The organism is Corallococcus sp. AB038B, from assembly GCF_003668955.1.
Taxonomy (GTDB): Bacteria; Myxococcota; Myxococcia; order Myxococcales; family Myxococcaceae; genus Corallococcus; species Corallococcus exiguus.
The window spans coordinates 178,174-195,378 of record NZ_RAWO01000005.1; the positions used below are offsets into that span (position 1 = coordinate 178,174).

Sequence of the window (17,205 nt, forward strand, 5' to 3'; positions counted from 1 at the left end):
TCCGTGGGTGTCAGGGCGAGGCACGGCCGGCGTCCCCTGGGGCGTGCCGGGCTTTCCCCGGCCCGCCTATAAGGGTTCCATGCCTCAGCCCCAACCGGTCGAGCTCACCCCGCGTCGTCGCCGTGCGCTCCTCACGCAGCGGCTCCTCACCGAGCGGCTGGCCCCCGAGGAGCTTCGCGGTCTGCTCGCCGCGTCCGATCCGGAAGAGGTCCACGCGGCGCTGCTGCACCTGAAGCGCCGCCTGGAGCGGCTGGAGGGCGGTGACACGCCAGTGTCCCTGATGGAGGCACTTCCGGCGGCCCTCGGCGCGTGCGCTCCCGAGTCGCAGGTGCTCCTCGCCAGGCTGGCCCGGCTGCTACCGCCGGAGATTCCCCTGGCGAGGCTGACGTCGCTGGCGAAGGGAACGGAGCCGCTCCCCGTTGACGCGGAGGCGGAGTGGCTCGTCACGGAGATGCTTCGTGAACCCGCGAAGCTGGCCGTCCTGCCGGGTGGCGCACTGCTGTTGCATGCCGTGCAGCGACTCTCCCCAGCCGATGGGGTTGACGCGGAGGCGCTGGTCGACGCGCTGTGCGGCCACCTGGACCCGGAGGTCCAGCTCGAGGGTCTTCGCCACCTGGGCGGGGCGCTCGGTCTGGGACTCGTCACGGTGAAGCATGCGCTGGCGGTCGCGGTCCGCGCGCTCGAAGCCCCGGACGCGCGGGTGGCGCTCCAGGCCGCGGAGCTGCTCGCTGAACCCTGGGCGGCGAGGCCCGACCTGGCGCCTCCCCTCGGTTCGCTCCAGGGCCTGCTGGAGCGCTCGGAGCGACTGGCCCTCGCTTCGCTGCGCATCCTCGCCCGTCGAGGAGACGCCGCCGCGCTGCGGCTCGTGATGGAGGACGGCCGGCGATCGCTCCTGGTGCGACGCGAGGCCATGGCCCTGCTGGCACCCTTCGCGAGCCATGCGGAGTTGCGGCTGTCGCTCCACCTCTCACTTGAGGATCCGCTCCTCTTCGGCCCCACGTGCGCGGGGTTTCTCCAGACGCTCTACCGGCGGGGCGTGCGGTGCGAGCCGGACGATGTCCCCCGGGTGCGCGAGCTGTTCCTCTCCAACCCGGCCATCACGCCCGAGGTCATCGCGGAGGTGTTGAGTCTCCGGCAGCGTGAGTGCGTCGAACCGCTGTGGCGGTTGTCCGCCACGGACGCGGACTTCACCCGGCACCTCGCGCTCTTGCGGGAGCTGGACGGTCCGGAGGCGTTCGACCTGCTCCGCGCCCTGCTCGTCCGGCCCGAAGCGCGCACGCTCCGGCCGGAGGTCATCGAGGCACTTGGACACCAGGGACACGACGCCGCCGAGGAGGACCTCCTCGCCTGCTTCGATGCCGAACCCTGGGCCTGCCTCGATGCGCTCCACCACCTGGGCGGCGCGCGCACTGTGGCGTTCCTTCGTGCCCACCCGGGCCTGACGGATTCCGCCTGGCGCGCCGAAGCGCACGCCCTGTTGGCGGCGCTTGAAGACACCTCCGCGTCCATGTCCTCACCAGTGGAGGTCGAGCCGAGCCGTGAGGTGCTCGCGAGCCTTCAGCCCGGCTACGACGACGCGTCCTTCTGCGAGGTCTCCCGTATCGCGCTCCAGACGCAGCATCCGCTGCGACTCCAGGCCATCGGCCAGCTCGGCCATGAAGCCCGGCGGCGCGCACTCGTGCCGCTGGGGGAGCTGTTGCTCGATGCGGACGAGCATGTCCGGTCCGCGGCGCAGCAGGCCGTCGCACAGGTGGGGCGTGGGCTCCATGCCCGGGGTCGTGTGCGCCCGGACCGGCGTTCCGCCCCCGTATCGGAAGACGAAGCCGGCGCGCGGGTCCTCACGGAGTGTCTGCTCGACCTGCTCCAGCGGCGGGACCTGAGCGACGCGCAGCTCGAACGGGTGCTGGGGCAGCTCGTCGGCCGGAGGCACCCCGCGCTCGCGCGGCGGCTGCGGCGCTTGCTGCGCCATGAGGGCGTGCAGGTGCCGAAGCTCGTGCTGGAGTGCCTCGCGCACTCCGGAGATTCGCGGGCCGTGGCCTGGCTGGTGCCCTTCGCGCGGTCGGAGGACATCTATCGCCTGCGACAGGCGCTCAGTGGCCTCGGGGTGTTCAAGGTGGAGTGGGCGGTGCCGCTCCTCGCGGCGGGGCTCGCGCACCCCAACATGAACATCAAGAAGACCGCCGCCGAGGCGCTCGTCAACGCGGGCCCCGGTTGGCCGCCGCCCATCGGGCTGATGCTGGGCTGGCTCCGGCGCCACGACAACCCGGGCCTGCGCGAGTCCCTCATCCGCGCGCTGCGTGCGGCCTGCGGACGGGGCCATGTGGCGACCGTGCTCGATGCACTCGAGGACGCTGACACGCCTCGTGAGCAGGAGTTGCTGTGCGAGCTGCTCTCCGGCGAGCTGTCGCCCCATGCGCTCGTGTCACTCCTGCGGCGTGGGACACGCTCCGCGAAGGTGCTGAACGATGCGGTCCATGGCGGAGTCCTCCTGCTTTCGTCGCAGGCGCGCGAGACGCTGGAGGTGCTGCTGCGGCGCCATGGCCTGTCGCAGTGGATTCCCGCCACGTCCGACGACCCCGTGCAGGCGAGGCTGCTCCGGGAGCGGCGGCTGGATGCGGACCTCGCGTGGATGGATGACGCGCTGTCGTCCGGGGACGCGGCCCTGCTCGAAACCGCGGAAGAGGAGTTCACGAAGCGGCTCGCGGCGGTGGCCAGCGCGGCCCTCACGGACACGCGAGCGGCCGTCCTCAAGCGGCACCTCGATGGGATTCGCGGCCTGCTGGACAGCCCCAGGCCTTCCTTGCGGCGACTGGCCCTGGGCCTGCTGACGGCGCTCGCCGGACGGCTGTCCGAGCCCGAGCAGGTGGGGGCGCTCGCGGAGGTTCGACGCGCATGGACGGGGAAGCTCATCGAGCCTCACGAGGCCCTTGGCGTCCTGTTCCGGTTGGAGGCCGTCCCTTCCCTGGAGGAGGCTCGGATGGCTTCCTCGCTCCCGGACGAGCGCGTGGCGCTCTGGGGGACGGAGCGACGCATCCTCGCGGGGGACCTGTCCGGCCCTGGTCTGATGGAGGCGCTGACCCAGGCCCGCGGGTCTTCGGTGCGGCGGTTCCTCGTGCCGTACGCGCTGCGAGAAGTGCCGCCGCTCCAGGTGCTGGCCGCGGCGGCGCGAGGGCCGCACGGGGACCTGTTGGAGCTCGTCCGCGATGAGTGGGGCACACGCGTGCCGGAGGACGCGCTGCTCGCGGAGCTTGCCCTCGCCGCCGGATCCGGGACGTCTCCGCGAGCGGGAGTGCTCGTGCGGTGGATGGCGGAGGTCGGAACGAAGGCGGCTCGCGCGGCCCTGCGGCGACTCGCGCGCCACCATGAACGGGGGATCGCCCTCGCAGCGCTCGCGGCGCTGGGGACACCCACTTCGGCGGAGGATGAGGCGCTGCTCGTCGAGCTGTTGTCCCATGCCCACGTCGAGGTCCGCCGACAGGCCGCGCGACAGCTCTGGCGGGTGCGGGGACTGCCTCGCCTCAAATCCCTGCTCGACATCCTTGGCGAGGCGCGGCCGCTCCGGTGGGTCCCTCCGTGGGCCGTGGACCGACAGGATCTGGAATCACTGCGCGCGACGCTCGGCTCCCTCGGAGCCCCGGGCTCCGATGCGGAGAAGTTGGAAGGGGACGTCTGGTTGGAGTCGCTGCTGGAGTTGCTCGGCGGGCTCGGGTCGAAGCGGAGTCTGCTGCCCTCCCTGGTCCTGCTCCTGCTGGACGTGTGGCGGATGGGCCGGGGTCGGTCGGGGACGATGGCGGCGGACAGGCTGCGCTCGCTCCCGGCGGCCCGGGTGCTGCCCTTCGTCCTTCCGATGCTTCGAGAAGGCCACTCCGCGGCGCTCGAAATCCTCCCGGGCAATACGGTGTGGGGACCCGAGTTGATGGCGATGTTCCTCCAGGCGCGAGGCCTGTCGCGAACGCACTTCCTGGAGTGGCTCCAGCGAGCGGACCCCGCGCAGGGCCGCGACGGTCGGATGCTGGAGGACGCGCTCTTGCGCATCGTCCACGAGGACGACGGTCATCGCGAGGCGGCGTTGCAGGTCCTCGCGGGACGCGCCTCCTGGGGGAGCCGTGAAGACGCCTTCCGCCTGGCGGACGGGCTCATCGAAATCGTGAACCAGAAGGACGACGCCCAGGCCCTGGCGGCGGTGTCGCGAGGGCTCGAACGGCAGGGCCCGGAGGTGCGGAGCGCGCTGCTCGCGCGGGTCACCACGCCCGCGCTGCGGACGGAGGTCGTCACGGCGCTCGCGCTCCTCGTCCTGGATGATCCGTCGCTCGAAAAGAAGCTCCCCGCGGAGCTGATGCGCGACGTGGAGCGGAGGCTGGAGGCGCTGGCCTGGGAGGTCCCCGAGCCGGAAGTGAAGGCGATGAAGTGGATGGTGCTCAGGCGTGCGCCTCACGTCGTCGAACGACTGACGGGGCTGCTCACCCACCGGAAGCCCTCGGTGCGCCTGCAGGCGCACCGGCTGCTGAAGGTCCAGGTGCCACGGGAGCCGTACCTGGAGCTGACCCGCGAGCTGCTCAAGGATGCGGAGGCCGGGCACGTCGTCCGGGCCGTCCGGACGCTCACGTTCGGAGGGCACCTGCCAGCGGTGGCGGAGGTGGCGGCGCTGCTGCCTGACCGCCGCAATGCGGTGGCGCGCGCGGCCTGGGATGGATTGCTCGTCATGGGAGGGGCCGCGCTGCCCATCCTCCGAGGCGAGCTGGCCCATGCCCGCCCGGACCGGCGCGCGCTGCTCGCGCGGGTCATCTCCAGCCTGGAGGAGGTGCCGGGGAGGGCCGCTGACGGGGCCTTCAGGGCGAGGCTGGCTTGAACAGCATCCGCTGCCTCAACGCCCGCAGGGACTCCAGGTCGGGAGCAATCTTGCGAACCTCCGACATGACTTCGTCCGCCGCCTCCAACGCCTCTCCAATCAGCCCCTGGCGATACTGTTGCGCGGAGTAGTCCGGCCACTGCGCCCAGCGCGAATAGAGCCTCATGGGCCAGTCGGCGATGTGGACTTCCACATAGTAGGGCTCGGCTTCTGGTTTCGCGGGACCGCAGCGCAGGAGCCACCTGGGCGCCTCCGCCAGCAGGACGCCGTGGCCGCTCATGGATTCATCTCTCCAGAGATCAAAATAGCCGCGGGAGAACCGCTCACGGTGCGGCCAGTGAGCCAGGCATTCGAGATGCAGCGGAGCGTCGCAGTAATGCCAGAGCTCATCCCCTTCAGGGAAGGCCACGCCGGATGTCGCGGTATACGGCTTCGACAAGTCGGTGCTGCCGCAGATGGGACAGCTCGTCAGTCCTTCCATGATGATGGCCATGGCACGGCACCCTAGCAGCGGTGCTTCGTTCATGGTCCCACGGCGCCGCGAGCCTCACCGGCCGCATCCGGCAGCTCCGCCGCGAGCTTCGCCCTCAGCGTGGCCACGATGTCCGGATGGTCTCCCGCCACGTCCCGCAGTTCCGATGGATCCGACACCGTGTCGACGAGCTGCACCCGAACCCCATCCGGCGTGGGCATCTCCAACAGCTTCCACCGTCCCAGATACAACCCCCGGTGCCGCGCCCGGCGCACCGGTCCTTCCCACTCCGGCTTCAGTGCAATCTCTCCCGTGTCGCCCTCCACCATCGCAATCTCATAGAGCCACGGATACGGCATGCGCACCGTCTGATACGCATGCCCATCCCTGTCGCTGAACCACACATCCGTTTCAATCAGCGCGGGCACATCCGGCAACGCCTTGGGCTCAGGCCCCGGTCGCGCGAGCGGCGCCAACGAGCGTCCCCGGAAAGACTCCGGCGCGGGCACGCCCAGCAAATCCAACACCGTCGGCGCCACGTCCAGCGAGCGCGCCCGCTGCGTCACCTGCCGCCCCGAGGCCACCTGCCCGGGCATCCGCATCACGAACGGGATGCGCAGCCCCGCGCTGCCCCACAGGTGGTCTCCGTGGCCCTGGCCCAGCCCTTCATCCTCCAGGTGCTCGCCATGGTCCGACACCAGCACCACCAGCGTGTCGTCCCACCGGCCCCGCCGCTCCAGGTCCGCGCGCACGTTCCCCACGAGCCCATCGAACGTGCGCACCCCCGCGTCGTAGTTCGCACCCAGCGCCGCGACATCCTCCGGCGTGGTCGCGGGCGCGTCCGGATCCGCCTCCATCCGAGGACTCGCACCGAAACGCCAAGGCCCCCGATACCCGCGCTCCACGTACTTGCCCTCCAGCGGCCACGGCGCGGCGTACGGGAAGTGCGTGGATGACGCGAACACCACCAGCGCGAACGGCGCGTCCTCCGGCAGCCCATCCAGCACATGCCGCACCCGCGTGCGCAGTGGGGCAGGGTCCGTCAGCTCCGGGAACTCGCCCCGTTCCTTGAACAGCCACGGCGCCAGCGCCGTCCACGGCAGCAGCGCCACGTGGGTGATGAGCATCCGCTGCCGCACCAGGTCCGGGAAGCGGAAGTCCGGCGCGGACACCTTCTGGAATCCATACGGGAACCGCGAGAAATGATCCCCCGCGTAGTCCGCCACCACCGCCGTGCGGTACCCCTGCGCCTCCAGTGCTGTCGCCAACGTGGTGAGCTTCGTCTCGCGCGCCTCACGTCCCACCAGCGTGTGCAGCACCGGGTGCTCGCCCGCGTACTGTGACGTGAGCAGCGTCGTCCACGACGGCGCCGTGCGTGGCACTTGCACCACCGTGTCGTTGAAGCGCGTGCCCTCCTCCATCAACTGGTCGATGTTCGGCGACGTGGGCCGCGAATAGCCGTTGCCCGACAGGTGGTCCGGCCGCAGTCCGTCCGACGCCAGGATGAGCAGGTTCGGCCGCGCACGTCCGGTGGACTCCGGGCCCTGTTCCGTCCACGTCAGCCCCAGCCCCGTGAAGCCCGCCACCGCCGCCGCGGCCGTCACGCCGCCCAACACGCCGCGCCAGCGAGGGGACTCCGCCAGCCACCGTCCCACCACCGCCAGCACGCTCAACACCGGCAGCACCGCCGCCGCGAACGTCCATCCCGACGGCTGCGTGCCGCTCAACACCCGCAGCACCTCCGCCGTCACCTCCGAGCGCTCATACAGCGTCGCAGCGTATAGGTGCGGATGCCGAGCCATGTCCGCCGCCACCAGGAAGCCCTCCACCACCAGGCACCCCAGGCCGCTCAGCCAGAACACCGCGCGCCGGCTCCGCTCCGCCGCCCACAGCCCGGCCCCCAGAAGCGCCCCGAGCAGCAGGCCCACCACGCAGTACGCGCCCAACAGCCGCGCCACCTGCCACAGCACCACGCTCCGCCACTCACTCCACACGTACTCCGTGACGACGCGGCTCTCGTTCCCCTGGTAACCCAGTTGCATGTTCATCAGGGCACAGAGCGTGTAGAGCGCCAGGAAGACGAGCAGGCCCGCCCGGCAGCCCAGCAGGAGGGCGCGAGCGAGCGTCGGCGGTGTACGGGCGAAGGCGGGCATCCTGGGGCAGCGTGGTCACGAATCCCACGGCGGCCACCCCACTCCCGGAAGGAGTGCCCACGCCCGGACGGACGGGGGGCTGGAATTCCGCTCCCGGTGTCTCCCAGACCGGTTTTCCGGGCACTGGATCCATCGCGGCCCCGCTGTTTTCACCTGTGCCGTTACTGGACTGGCGAGCAGGGGTTGCGGGCTCTAGTGTTCGGGCGCCTCTTTCTTCACCGGGAGCCGGAACGCCCATGTCCTTTACCCACCTTCACCTCCACACCCTCTATTCGCTGCTGGATGGGGCCATCCGGATGAAGGACCTCATCAAGACGGTGAAGGAGAAGGGCATGTCGAGCGTGGCCGTGACGGACCACGGCAACATGTTCGGCACCATCGACTTCTACAAGAAGGCGAAGGACGCCGGCATCAAGCCCATCATCGGACTGGAGGCGTACGTCGCCGGCCCCAAGGGGCGCGAGGACCGTTCGGAGAAGGTGGCCCACCACCTCATCCTCCTGGCCAAGAACGCGGAGGGCTACGCGAACCTGCGCTACCTGTCCTCCACCGCGTACATGAACGGGTTCTACTACCACCCGCGCATCGACAAGCAGGTGCTCGCGGAGCACAGCAAGGGCCTCGTGGGCCTCACCGCGTGCCTGGGCGGTGAAGTCACCAGCGCGTGCTTCCGCGGCGACATGGACAACGCCCGCCGCGTGGCCGCTGAATACAAGGGCATCTTCGAGCCCGACAGCTTCTACCTGGAAGTCCAGTCCAACGGCATGGTCGAGCAGGACAAGGCCAACGAGAACCTGAAGCAGCTGTCTCGTGACCTGGACATCCCGCTCGTCGCCACCGCGGACGCGCATTACATCAAGCGCGAGGACGCCAAGGCGCACGAGCTGCTCATGTGCATCGCCAGCGGCAAGACGCTCGCGGACAACAAGCGCCTGCGCCACTCCACCGACAAGCTCTACGTCACGAGCCCGGAGGAGATGCTCGGCTTCTTCTCCGACTCGCCGGAGGCCGTGCACAACAGCATGCGCATCGCGGAGATGTGCAACGTGGAGCTGAAGCTGGGCAAGCCCATGCTCCCCACGTTCAAGGTGCCGGATGGCCACACCCCGGACACCTTCATGTCGGAGCTGTCCTACGAGGGCCTGCGCCAGCGCTTCAAGGAACTGGAAGGCCAGTACCCCATCGACCGTGAGCAGTACCAGGCGCGCCTCACGCTGGAGCTGGGCGTCATCCAGCGCATGGGCTTCTCCGGCTACTTCCTCATCGTCCAGGACTTCATCAACTGGGCCAAGGACCACAACATCCCGGTGGGCCCGGGCCGTGGTTCCGGCGCCGGTTCGCTGGTGGCCTACGCGCTGCGCATCACCGACCTGGACCCCATCCCGTACAACCTCCTCTTCGAGCGCTTCCTCAATCCGGAGCGCGTGTCGATGCCGGACTTCGATATCGACTTCTGCCAGGACCGGCGCGACGAGGTCATCAAGTACGTGGGCCGCAAGTACGGCGAGATGAACGTGGGGCAGATCATCACGTTCGGCTCGCTCAAGGCCAAGAGCGTGCTGCGCGACGTGTGCCGCGTCTTCGGCCTGCCCTTCAGCGAAGGCGACCGCATCGCCAAGCTGGTGCCCGAAGTCCTCAACATCACCTTGAAGGAGGCCATCGAGATGGAGCCTCGCCTCAAGGAGATGATCGAAAAGCCCCAGAACATCGGTGAGGTGGAGGGCAACCCCGTCACCACCAAGGACGTGCTCGAAATCGCGCTCGCGCTGGAGGGCCTGCACCGCCAGCCCGGCATGCACGCCGCGGGCGTGGTCATCGCGGACAAGCCGCTCTGGGAGTTCGTGCCCGTCTACCAGCCGCCCGGCGAGAAGATCCTCATCACCCAGTTCGCCAAGGACGAGGTGGAGGCCGCGGGCCTGGTGAAGTTCGACTTCCTCGGCCTGAAGACGCTCACCGTCATCCAGCACGCGCTGGACCTGGTGAACCGCAACCACGGCAAGGACATCAAGCGGCACGAAATCCCGCTGCACGACGAGAAGATGTGGCAGCTGATGGCGGAGGGCGACACCGCCGGCGTCTTCCAGATGGAGTCCAGCGGCTTCACCGAAATGGTGATGAAGCTCAAGCCGACCTGCTTCGAAGACGTCATCGCCGCGGGCGCGCTCTACCGCCCGGGTCCGCTGGACGCCGGCATGGTGGACGTCTTCATCAACCGCAAGCACGGCCGGGAGAAGGTGTCGTATCCGCACCCCAACCTGGAGCCGGTGCTCAAGGACACCTACGGCGTCATCGTCTACCAGGAACAGGTGATGCAGATCTCCCAGGTGCTGGGAGGCTACACCCTGGGCCGCGCCGACCTTCTTCGCCGCGCCATGGGCAAGAAGAAGGCCGAGGTCATGCAGGCCGAGCGGGCCGGCTTCCTCGAAGGCTGCAAGATCAACAACGTGGACCTGAAGGTCGCGGGCGAAATCTTCGACCTGATGGAGAAGTTCGCTGAGTACGGCTTCAACAAGAGCCACTCCGCGGCGTACGGCCTGGTCACCATCCACACGGCGTGGCTCAAGGCCCACTACCCGTGCGAATTCATGGCCGCCCTTCTCACCAGCGAGAAGGACAACACCGACAAGGTGGTGAAGCACATCGGCGAGGCCCGCGAGTCGGGCACGCAGGTGCTGCCGCCGGACGTGAACCTGTCCGACCTGGCCTTCGGCGCGGTGGAGGGGAAGATCCGCTTCGGCTTGGGCGCCATCAAGGGCGTGGGCGAGGGCGCCATCGAGTCCATCCTGGAGGCGCGCAAGGAAGGCTCCTTCAAGAGCCTCTTCGACTTCTGCGAGCGCGTGGACGGCCGGCGCGTCAACCGCAAGGTGCTGGAGGCGCTGGTGAAGGCGGGCTCCTTCGACTTCGAGAAGCGCCCCCGCGCGCAGCTCTTCGAAACCATCGAGCGCGCGATGAACCGCGGCTCCTCCAGCCAGAAGGACAAGGCCGCCGGCCAGAGCTCGCTGTTCGGCATGCTCACGGGCCCCGCGTCCGCGGGCACCGGACTCAAGGACGACTACGCGTCGGTGGAGGAGTGGCCGGAGAAGGAGCGCCTGGCCTTCGAGAAGGAGTCCATCGGCTTCTACGTGTCCGGCCACCCGCTGTATCAGTACGAGAAGGAGCTCAAGCGCTACGCGCGGCCCATCACCGCCGTGCAGCGCGCGCGCCGCGACGAGAAGCTCACCGTGGCGGGCATCATCACCGTGCTGCGCGAGCGCCCCACGAAGACGGGCAAGCGCATGGCGTGGGTCACCATTGAAGACCTGTCCGGCTCCACGGAGCTGGTGTGCTTCCCGGGCAAGGACGGCACGCGCAACGTGATGGGCAAGGACGGCAAGTGGTCCAAGCAGGGCCCCAAGCCGGGATACGAGCACTGGGAGCACCTGCTCAAGTCGGACGACCCCATCCTCGTCACCGGCACCGTGCAGATCTCCCAGCGCGACGAGAACACGCCCACCGCGGAGCTCATCGTCGACGACATCCAGAGCCTCAAGGCCGTGCGAGAGAAGCGCACCAAGCGCCTGGAGCTGCGGCTGCCCGCGGAGATCGTCACGGAGGAGCGGCTGGCGAAGCTCAACGAGCTGGCGAAGAAGTACGCGGGCGCGACCCCGGTGGCGGTGAGCGTGCTGTTCCCCGGCGAGGCGGAGGCGCACATCTCCGGCACCACCCTCAAGGTGCAGGTGAACGACGATTTGCTCCTCGCGGTGGACCGCCTCTTCGGGCAGAAGGTCGTCGAGTTCGGCTGATTTCGAAAGGGAGCGACTCCATGGCGGACAGCGTGTTCAAGGATGGGCTGCTCAAGGGCAAGACGGCGTTCGTCTCCGGCGGCAGCAGCGGCATCAACCTCGGCATCGCCACCGCGTTCGTGAAGGCGGGCGCGAAGGTGGCCATCAACGGCCGCAACGTGGAGAAGCTGGAGGGCGCGGTGAAGGGCCTCCAGGAACACGGCACCGCCATGGGCGTGGCCGCGGACGTGCGCGACTACGCTTCGGTGGAGAAGGCGCTCCAGCAGGTGAAGGACGCGTACGGCGAAATCGACGTGCTGGTGTGCGGCGCGGCCGGCAACTTCCCCGCGCCCGTGCTGGGCATGTCCTCCAACGGCTTCAAGGCGGTGATGGACATCGACGTGCTGGGCACCTTCAACGTGTCCCGCGCCGCCTTCGAACACCTGCGCAAGCCGGGCGCCGCCGTCATCAACATCTCCGCGCCCCAGGCCTATCTGCCCATGGCCATGCAGGCCCACGTGTGCGCCGCCAAGGCCGGCGTGGACATGCTCACCCGCGTGCTCGCCATCGAGTGGGGCGGCACGGGCGTGCGCGTCAACGCCATCACCCCGGGCCCGATTGAAGGCACGGAGGGCATGAGCCGCCTGGCTCCGTCGGAAGGAGCCCGGCAGAAGCTCGCGGAAGCCCTGCCGCTCCAGCGCTTCGGAAAGCCGGATGACATCGCCCGGCTGGCCCTGTTCCTGTCGTCGGACGCCGCGTCGTACATCACCGGCGCCATCATGGTTTGCGACGGTGGCCAGTCCCTGTTGGGCGGCGCCGCGGTGCTTCAGGCCATCAACGGCTGATTGCAGTGGATGAGCAGTGTCCCGGCCCTGCGTCGCGGTGGCCGGGGGATGTCTGCTAGAAGGCATTGCAACCCCGCGTGCTGCGCACGCCGCAGCGCGGGGCTGCTTGCCGGACGGAGACATCCATGACCCCACGGATTGCTGTGCTCGCCCGCTGTCTGGGTTTGAGCGTGTTGTGTCTGGGGCTGTCGCTGGGCTGCACGGAGCCCGGAATCTCCCCGCAGCCGCCGCCCGAGGGCGTGGTGGACGCGGCGGCCTCCACGGTGGTGGTGGACCCGCCCACGGGCGTGCTCGCGAACGGTCGGGACACGGCGGTCATCACCGTGACGGCGTTGCGCAAGACGGACGGCTCCCCGTTGTCCGGGCTCGCGGTGTCGCTGACGGTGGAAGGGGAGGGCGCCTCCGTCCTGGAATCGGCGGCCATCACGGACATCAACGGCGAGGCCCGGGCGCGGGTGTCATCCATGGTGCCCGGCGTGAAGACGGTGAGGGCGTCGGTGACGGATGACCTCGGCAGGCGGGTGCCGCTCACCGCGACAGCCACGGTGGACTTCGCGGACGTCAACACCGTGAAGACGCTGGCGTTCCGCTCGGCGCTGCCGGACGGCGTGGCGGGTGTGCCGCTCCAGGGACTGGTCGTGGAGGTGCGCAACGGCGCCGACGCGGTGGTGACGGGCAGCACGGTGGAGGTGACGCTGTCGCCAGGCTCCGGCGGCATCGAGCCTCCGGAGGGCCTGCTGACGGTGGCCGCGGTGAATGGCGTCGCGACCTTCCCGGACGTGGTGCTGAAGAAGGCGGGCGGGGGCTACCACTTCATCGCGAACGCGCCGGACTTCGAGCCCGTGGCCAGCACCTTTTTCTCGGTGGCTCCCGGTGCGGTGTCGGCGCTGGGGCGGGACCGCATCCTGGATACCACCACGGTGGGCGTGGCGGAGGCCCTGGAGGTCACGCTCGCGGACGCGTACGCCAACACGGCGACGAACTACACGGGCACGGTGACGCTGACGTCCACGGACGCGGCCGCGACGCTGCCCTCCCACACGTTCACCGCCGCGGACGCGGGCAGGTTCAAGTTCCAAGGCATCACCTTCCGCACGGCCGGGCCCCAGGTCCTGACGATTGCTGACAGCGCAGGGGCCTTCTCGTTCACCTCCCCCGTGGACGTGTCCGGCGCGTTGCCCACGCACATGGTCTTCACGCAGCAGCCTTCGTCGCGCGTGTCGACGCGCGGAGCCCTGGGCACCGTGAAGGTCGAATTGAAGGACGCCTTCGGCAATACGTCGCCGGTGACTGGCATCCTGGTGCATGTCTCGGTGCCGGCGGGTGCCTTCACGCTGTCGGGAGGGTTGCAGCAGTGGGCTGACGGTGGTGTCGCGACGTTCCCGGACCTGAGCATCGCGGGACATGGCACCACTCACTTGATTGCCTCCGTGGCGCCTCTCCAGATGCAGGACGTGAGCAGCGCGGACGTGCAGGTGGTGGACGACGTGGCGCCCGCGAAGCCGGTGCTGACGCAGACGGGGGCCACGGAGACGGGCCTCACCGTGCAATGGACGGGCGTGGGTGATGACGGTGTGCAGGGACAGCTGACGTCGCAGGAGCTGCGCTACTCCACGTCCGCCATCACCACGGACGCGGCCTTCAACGCGGCGACGCCGGTGACGGTCGCCGCCCCCGTGCCCGCGGGCGCGGTGCAGTCCGCGACCCTCTCCGGGCTCGGGGCGGGCCAGACGTACCACGTGGCGCTGAAGGTGACGGACGCGCACGGCAACTCCGCGCGGTCGGACAGCCTCGCGGTGTCCACGGCGGATCCGCAGGTGACGCAGCTGGCGTTCACGCCGCAGCCGTCAAACGGCACCGCGGGTTCGGTGCTCGCGGACGTGAAGGTGTCGCTGCTGGACGCGCGGGGGGACGTTGTCCCCATGGCCACTACGGCGGTGACGCTGAGCCTCACCGGTCAGCCCGGCTTCACGGCGGTGACGGTGGCGGCGGTGAATGGCGTGGCCACGTTCCCTGGCCTGCGCGTGGACACGGCGGGCACGTTCACGTTCACCGCCACGGCGGGAGCGCTGACGAAGGTGAGCCAGCCCTTCACGGTGGACGCAGGTGCCGCGGCGAAGCTCGTGCTGGCGGCCTTCACGGACCCCCTCGATGCAGGCGACTCAGTCGATGTGAGCGTGTCCGCGACGGATGCCTACGGGAACATCCTCAAGGACTACGCCGGCACGGTGCACTTCACGTCCTCGGACACGCAGGCGGTGCTGCCTCCGGATGCGACCTTCACGCCGGCGGACCAGGGCGAGAAGACGGTCTCCGGCCTCGTATTCAAGACGGCAGGCACGCAGTCGCTCACCGTCACGGATACCGCGACCCCGGCGCTCACCGGGACGGTGGACGCGGAGGTGCGCGCCAGCACGGCCGCGTCTCTCGAAGTCGTCGCGAGCGCGGGCCCCTTCGGCGCGGGCCAGTCGCTGAGCTACGAGCTGGTGGCGCGTGACACCTACGGCAACGTGGCGAAGGAATACGCGTCCACGGTGACGTTCTCCTCCTCGGATGCGCAGGCGGTGCTGCCCGGCGCGTATACGTTCACCCTGCTGGACGAGGGCCGGCACACCTTCAGCGTGGAGCTGCGCACCGCCGGGGACCAGTCCGTCACCGCGGAGGACGTGGCGGACCCGTCGCTCACAGCCTCGCACACGTATTCCATCGTTCCGGCGGCCATCGACACACTGGTGTTCGTCTCCGCGCCCACGACGGGAGCGGTGCGGCAGGAATTGGCGGACGTGAAGGTCGCGCTGCGAGATGCATATGGCAACACCGTCAGCGACACCCCGACGGACGTGACGCTGGCGCTCGCGGGTGGAAGCTTCTCCCTGGCCAACCCCACGCGCACGACCGTGGAGGGTGTGGCGACCTTCGCCGGCCTCGTCGTGAATGACGAGGGCACGTATCGGTTTGAAACCAGCGCGGACACATTGGGGGTCGCTAGGTCCGGGGAGTTGCTCATCACCGACGCGGTGGCTCCGGCCATCGCGCAGGGCTTCAGCGCGACGGCTGCGTCCGGCACCAGCATCCGGTTGGACTGGCAGGCTCCCGGCGATGACGGCGTGCTGGGCACCGCCGGTCGCTACGAGCTGCGCTACGCCACGGAGGCCATCACCGAGGCGACGTTTGACGCGGCCACGCTCGTGATGGGCATGCCCGCGCCGCAGGCTCCGGGCACGGCGGAGGCCTTCACCGTCTCCGCCCTGGATGTGTCGACGACCTACTTCTTCGCGCTGAGGACGTTCGACGGGGCGGGGAACGCCAGCGCGCTCGCCACCGCGAGCGCCACCACCCCCAGCCCTTGCGACGGTTACGTGTGCACGCCGGCGGCTCCGAGGTGCGCGGAGGATGCGAAGACACGGGAGGTGCCCACGTCTGCGTGCGTGGTTCGCAACGGCATGCCGACCTGCGAGGCCGGCGCGGTGGAGCGCCAGGTGTGCCCCGGCGTGGACGCGGTCTGCCACGCGGGCGCGTGCACCCTGGCGGCGTCGTTTCTGAATGTGGGTGAGCTGGTCATCTCCGAAGTGATGCACTCGCCGTCCGCCGGGACGACGGAATACCTGGAGCTGACCAACACCAGCTCGAAGCTGATGAACCTGAATGGCATGCAGGTGCACTTCACGAGCAGTCAGGGGTCGTACGTGGGTTTCACGGTGCTGTATGACAAGCCGCTGTTGGTTGAACCGGGCGGCCGGGTGGTGCTCGCGCAGGACGCGAACCCGGCGACCAACGGTGGGGTGCCCGCGAGCTACGCGTATGGCACGCACATGCGCATGGACAGCACGGGCTCCATCGACATCCGGGGGCTGTTTGGCCCACCGGGGGCTCCGTCGGTGGACGAACTTGAGTACCGGAACAACTTCCCGAAAACGCCCGGCCGCGCGATGAGCCTCGCGTCCAGCATCATCGGCACGCCGGCCAGCGCGCGGTCACGGTCCTGGTACTGGTGTGACTCCTCCGGCAGCCTGTCGGGCGGGGACCGGGGCACGCCGGGCCAGCCCAACGACGACTGCGGCATCAACGTCCAGCCACCGGTGGACTTCTGCAACATCCAGCGCCCGAAGACGTTCCCGGAGGACATCTACCCGGCCACCATCACCACCACCGCGACCTACGCCATCACCAGCACGTTCTCCGACTTCGACGTCACCACCCGGAACCCGACCGGCAATGACTTCCATCCGCGCATCGAGGCGCAGCTGGGGTACGGCACGGACGCGGCCCAGCCGGCGGGCTGGACGTGGATCCCGGCCGACTTCAACGTGAACTACGGCGTGTCCGGGGGAAGCGTGAACGACCAGATGAGGGCCTGGATGAACATTCCCACGGCCGGCACGTACCGCTATGGCTTCCGTTACCGGTTCAAGGACGCGGGCGCGCCGTGGGTGTATTGCGATCGGAACGGCATCACCGTTCCGCCCGCGGGCACGTACGGCTCGGTGACGGTGGTTGCGGACGTGAAGCCGCCGCTGACGGACCATGTCGTCATCAGCGAGTTCAGTGGGGGAAAGCCCTACGTCAGCGAGGATGAGTTCATCGAGCTCTACAACCCGACGCACGCGGACGTGGACCTGTCGGGCTGGGAGGTGGGCTACATGCCCGGCGACGGGAGCAGCTACACGACAGTCATCCTCCCGGCCGGAAGCCTGATTCGCGCTCACGGCTTCTTCCTGCTGGGCGGCGCGACCTACACGGGAACGGTCGCCGCGGACGTCGCGTACTCTGCTTTCGACGCAACGGACTCCTGGCCCGGTGGTCATATCCGCCTCCAGCGCCCATCCGGGTCGACCTTCACCGAAGTGGACAGGCTCGGGTACGGCGCCGCCAGCCATCCCGAGGGTTCCGCCGCCACGTACTCCACATACGGAAGCTTGATCCGCAAGGCCGTATCCACCTCCATCCTCGCTGAGCAGGTGTCCCTGATTGGCAGGGATTACTGGCGGGGGAACGGTTACGACACGGACAACAACGCGGCGAACTTCTGGAACATCCCGAACCGGGAGCCGCAGAACTCCGCGAGCCCGCTCGAGTTCTACTGACCGCTCCCACGTGGGAGCGATTTCAGTTGATGTGCAAAGTT

Annotated in this window: 6 protein-coding genes; 4 read left to right on the plus strand and 2 right to left on the minus strand. The window is 69.1% G+C overall.

Features of this window, described 5'->3' with window-relative positions:
- Nucleotides 1-79 precede the first annotated feature (79 nt).
- Nucleotides 80-4,849 carry a hypothetical protein gene (locus D7Y04_RS22260; RefSeq protein WP_121760635.1) on the plus strand — a complete coding sequence of 1,590 codons (4,770 nt, stop codon included), beginning with the start codon at nt 80-82 and terminating at the stop codon, nt 4,847-4,849.
- Here the strand turns inward: D7Y04_RS22260 and D7Y04_RS22265 are convergent.
- Together D7Y04_RS22265 and D7Y04_RS22270 are read right to left on the minus strand one after the other, a co-directional pair.
- Nucleotides 4,830-5,342, minus strand: coding sequence for a hypothetical protein (locus D7Y04_RS22265; protein WP_121760636.1), 513 nt, complete (start codon nt 5,340-5,342; stop codon nt 4,830-4,832). The genes D7Y04_RS22260 and D7Y04_RS22265 overlap by 20 nt on opposite strands.
- A gap of 29 nt (nt 5,343-5,371) precedes the next feature.
- Entirely contained in the window at nt 5,372-7,474 is a 2,103-nt protein-coding gene (locus D7Y04_RS22270; RefSeq protein ID WP_121760637.1) for a sulfatase, read from the minus strand.
- 236 nt (nt 7,475-7,710) lie between these two features.
- Here D7Y04_RS22270 and dnaE point away from each other — a divergent pair, with 236 nt between their 5' ends.
- The 3 genes from dnaE to D7Y04_RS22285 all read left to right on the plus strand — a co-directional run bounded on the left by dnaE (nt 7,711) and on the right by D7Y04_RS22285 (nt 17,164).
- Nucleotides 7,711-11,256 (plus strand): DNA polymerase III subunit alpha, encoded by a 3,546-nt coding sequence (dnaE, locus tag D7Y04_RS22275; protein ID WP_121760638.1) that lies wholly within the window; start codon nt 7,711-7,713, stop codon nt 11,254-11,256.
- 20 nt (nt 11,257-11,276) lie between these two features.
- On the plus strand, nt 11,277-12,080 hold the full coding sequence (locus D7Y04_RS22280; protein WP_120596432.1) for an SDR family oxidoreductase: 804 nt from the start codon (nt 11,277-11,279) through the stop codon (nt 12,078-12,080).
- 125 nt (nt 12,081-12,205) lie between these two features.
- Nucleotides 12,206-17,164, plus strand: a complete 4,959-nt coding sequence (locus D7Y04_RS22285; protein WP_121760639.1) for a lamin tail domain-containing protein — start codon at nt 12,206-12,208, stop codon at nt 17,162-17,164.
- Nucleotides 17,165-17,205 lie beyond the last annotated feature (41 nt).

Excerpts from the sequence above, each read along its gene's own strand:
- D7Y04_RS22260 (WP_121760635.1), top strand. The coding sequence starts at position 80 with ATGCCTCAGCCCCAACCGGTCGAGCTCACCCCGCGTCGTCGCCGTGCG.
- D7Y04_RS22265 (WP_121760636.1), bottom strand. The coding sequence starts at position 5,342 with ATGGCCATCATCATGGAAGGACTGACGAGCTGTCCCATCTGCGGCAGC.
- D7Y04_RS22270 (WP_121760637.1), bottom strand. The coding sequence starts at position 7,474 with ATGCCCGCCTTCGCCCGTACACCGCCGACGCTCGCTCGCGCCCTCCTG.
- dnaE (WP_121760638.1), top strand. The coding sequence starts at position 7,711 with ATGTCCTTTACCCACCTTCACCTCCACACCCTCTATTCGCTGCTGGAT.
- D7Y04_RS22280 (WP_120596432.1), top strand. The coding sequence starts at position 11,277 with ATGGCGGACAGCGTGTTCAAGGATGGGCTGCTCAAGGGCAAGACGGCG.
- D7Y04_RS22285 (WP_121760639.1), top strand. The coding sequence starts at position 12,206 with ATGACCCCACGGATTGCTGTGCTCGCCCGCTGTCTGGGTTTGAGCGTG.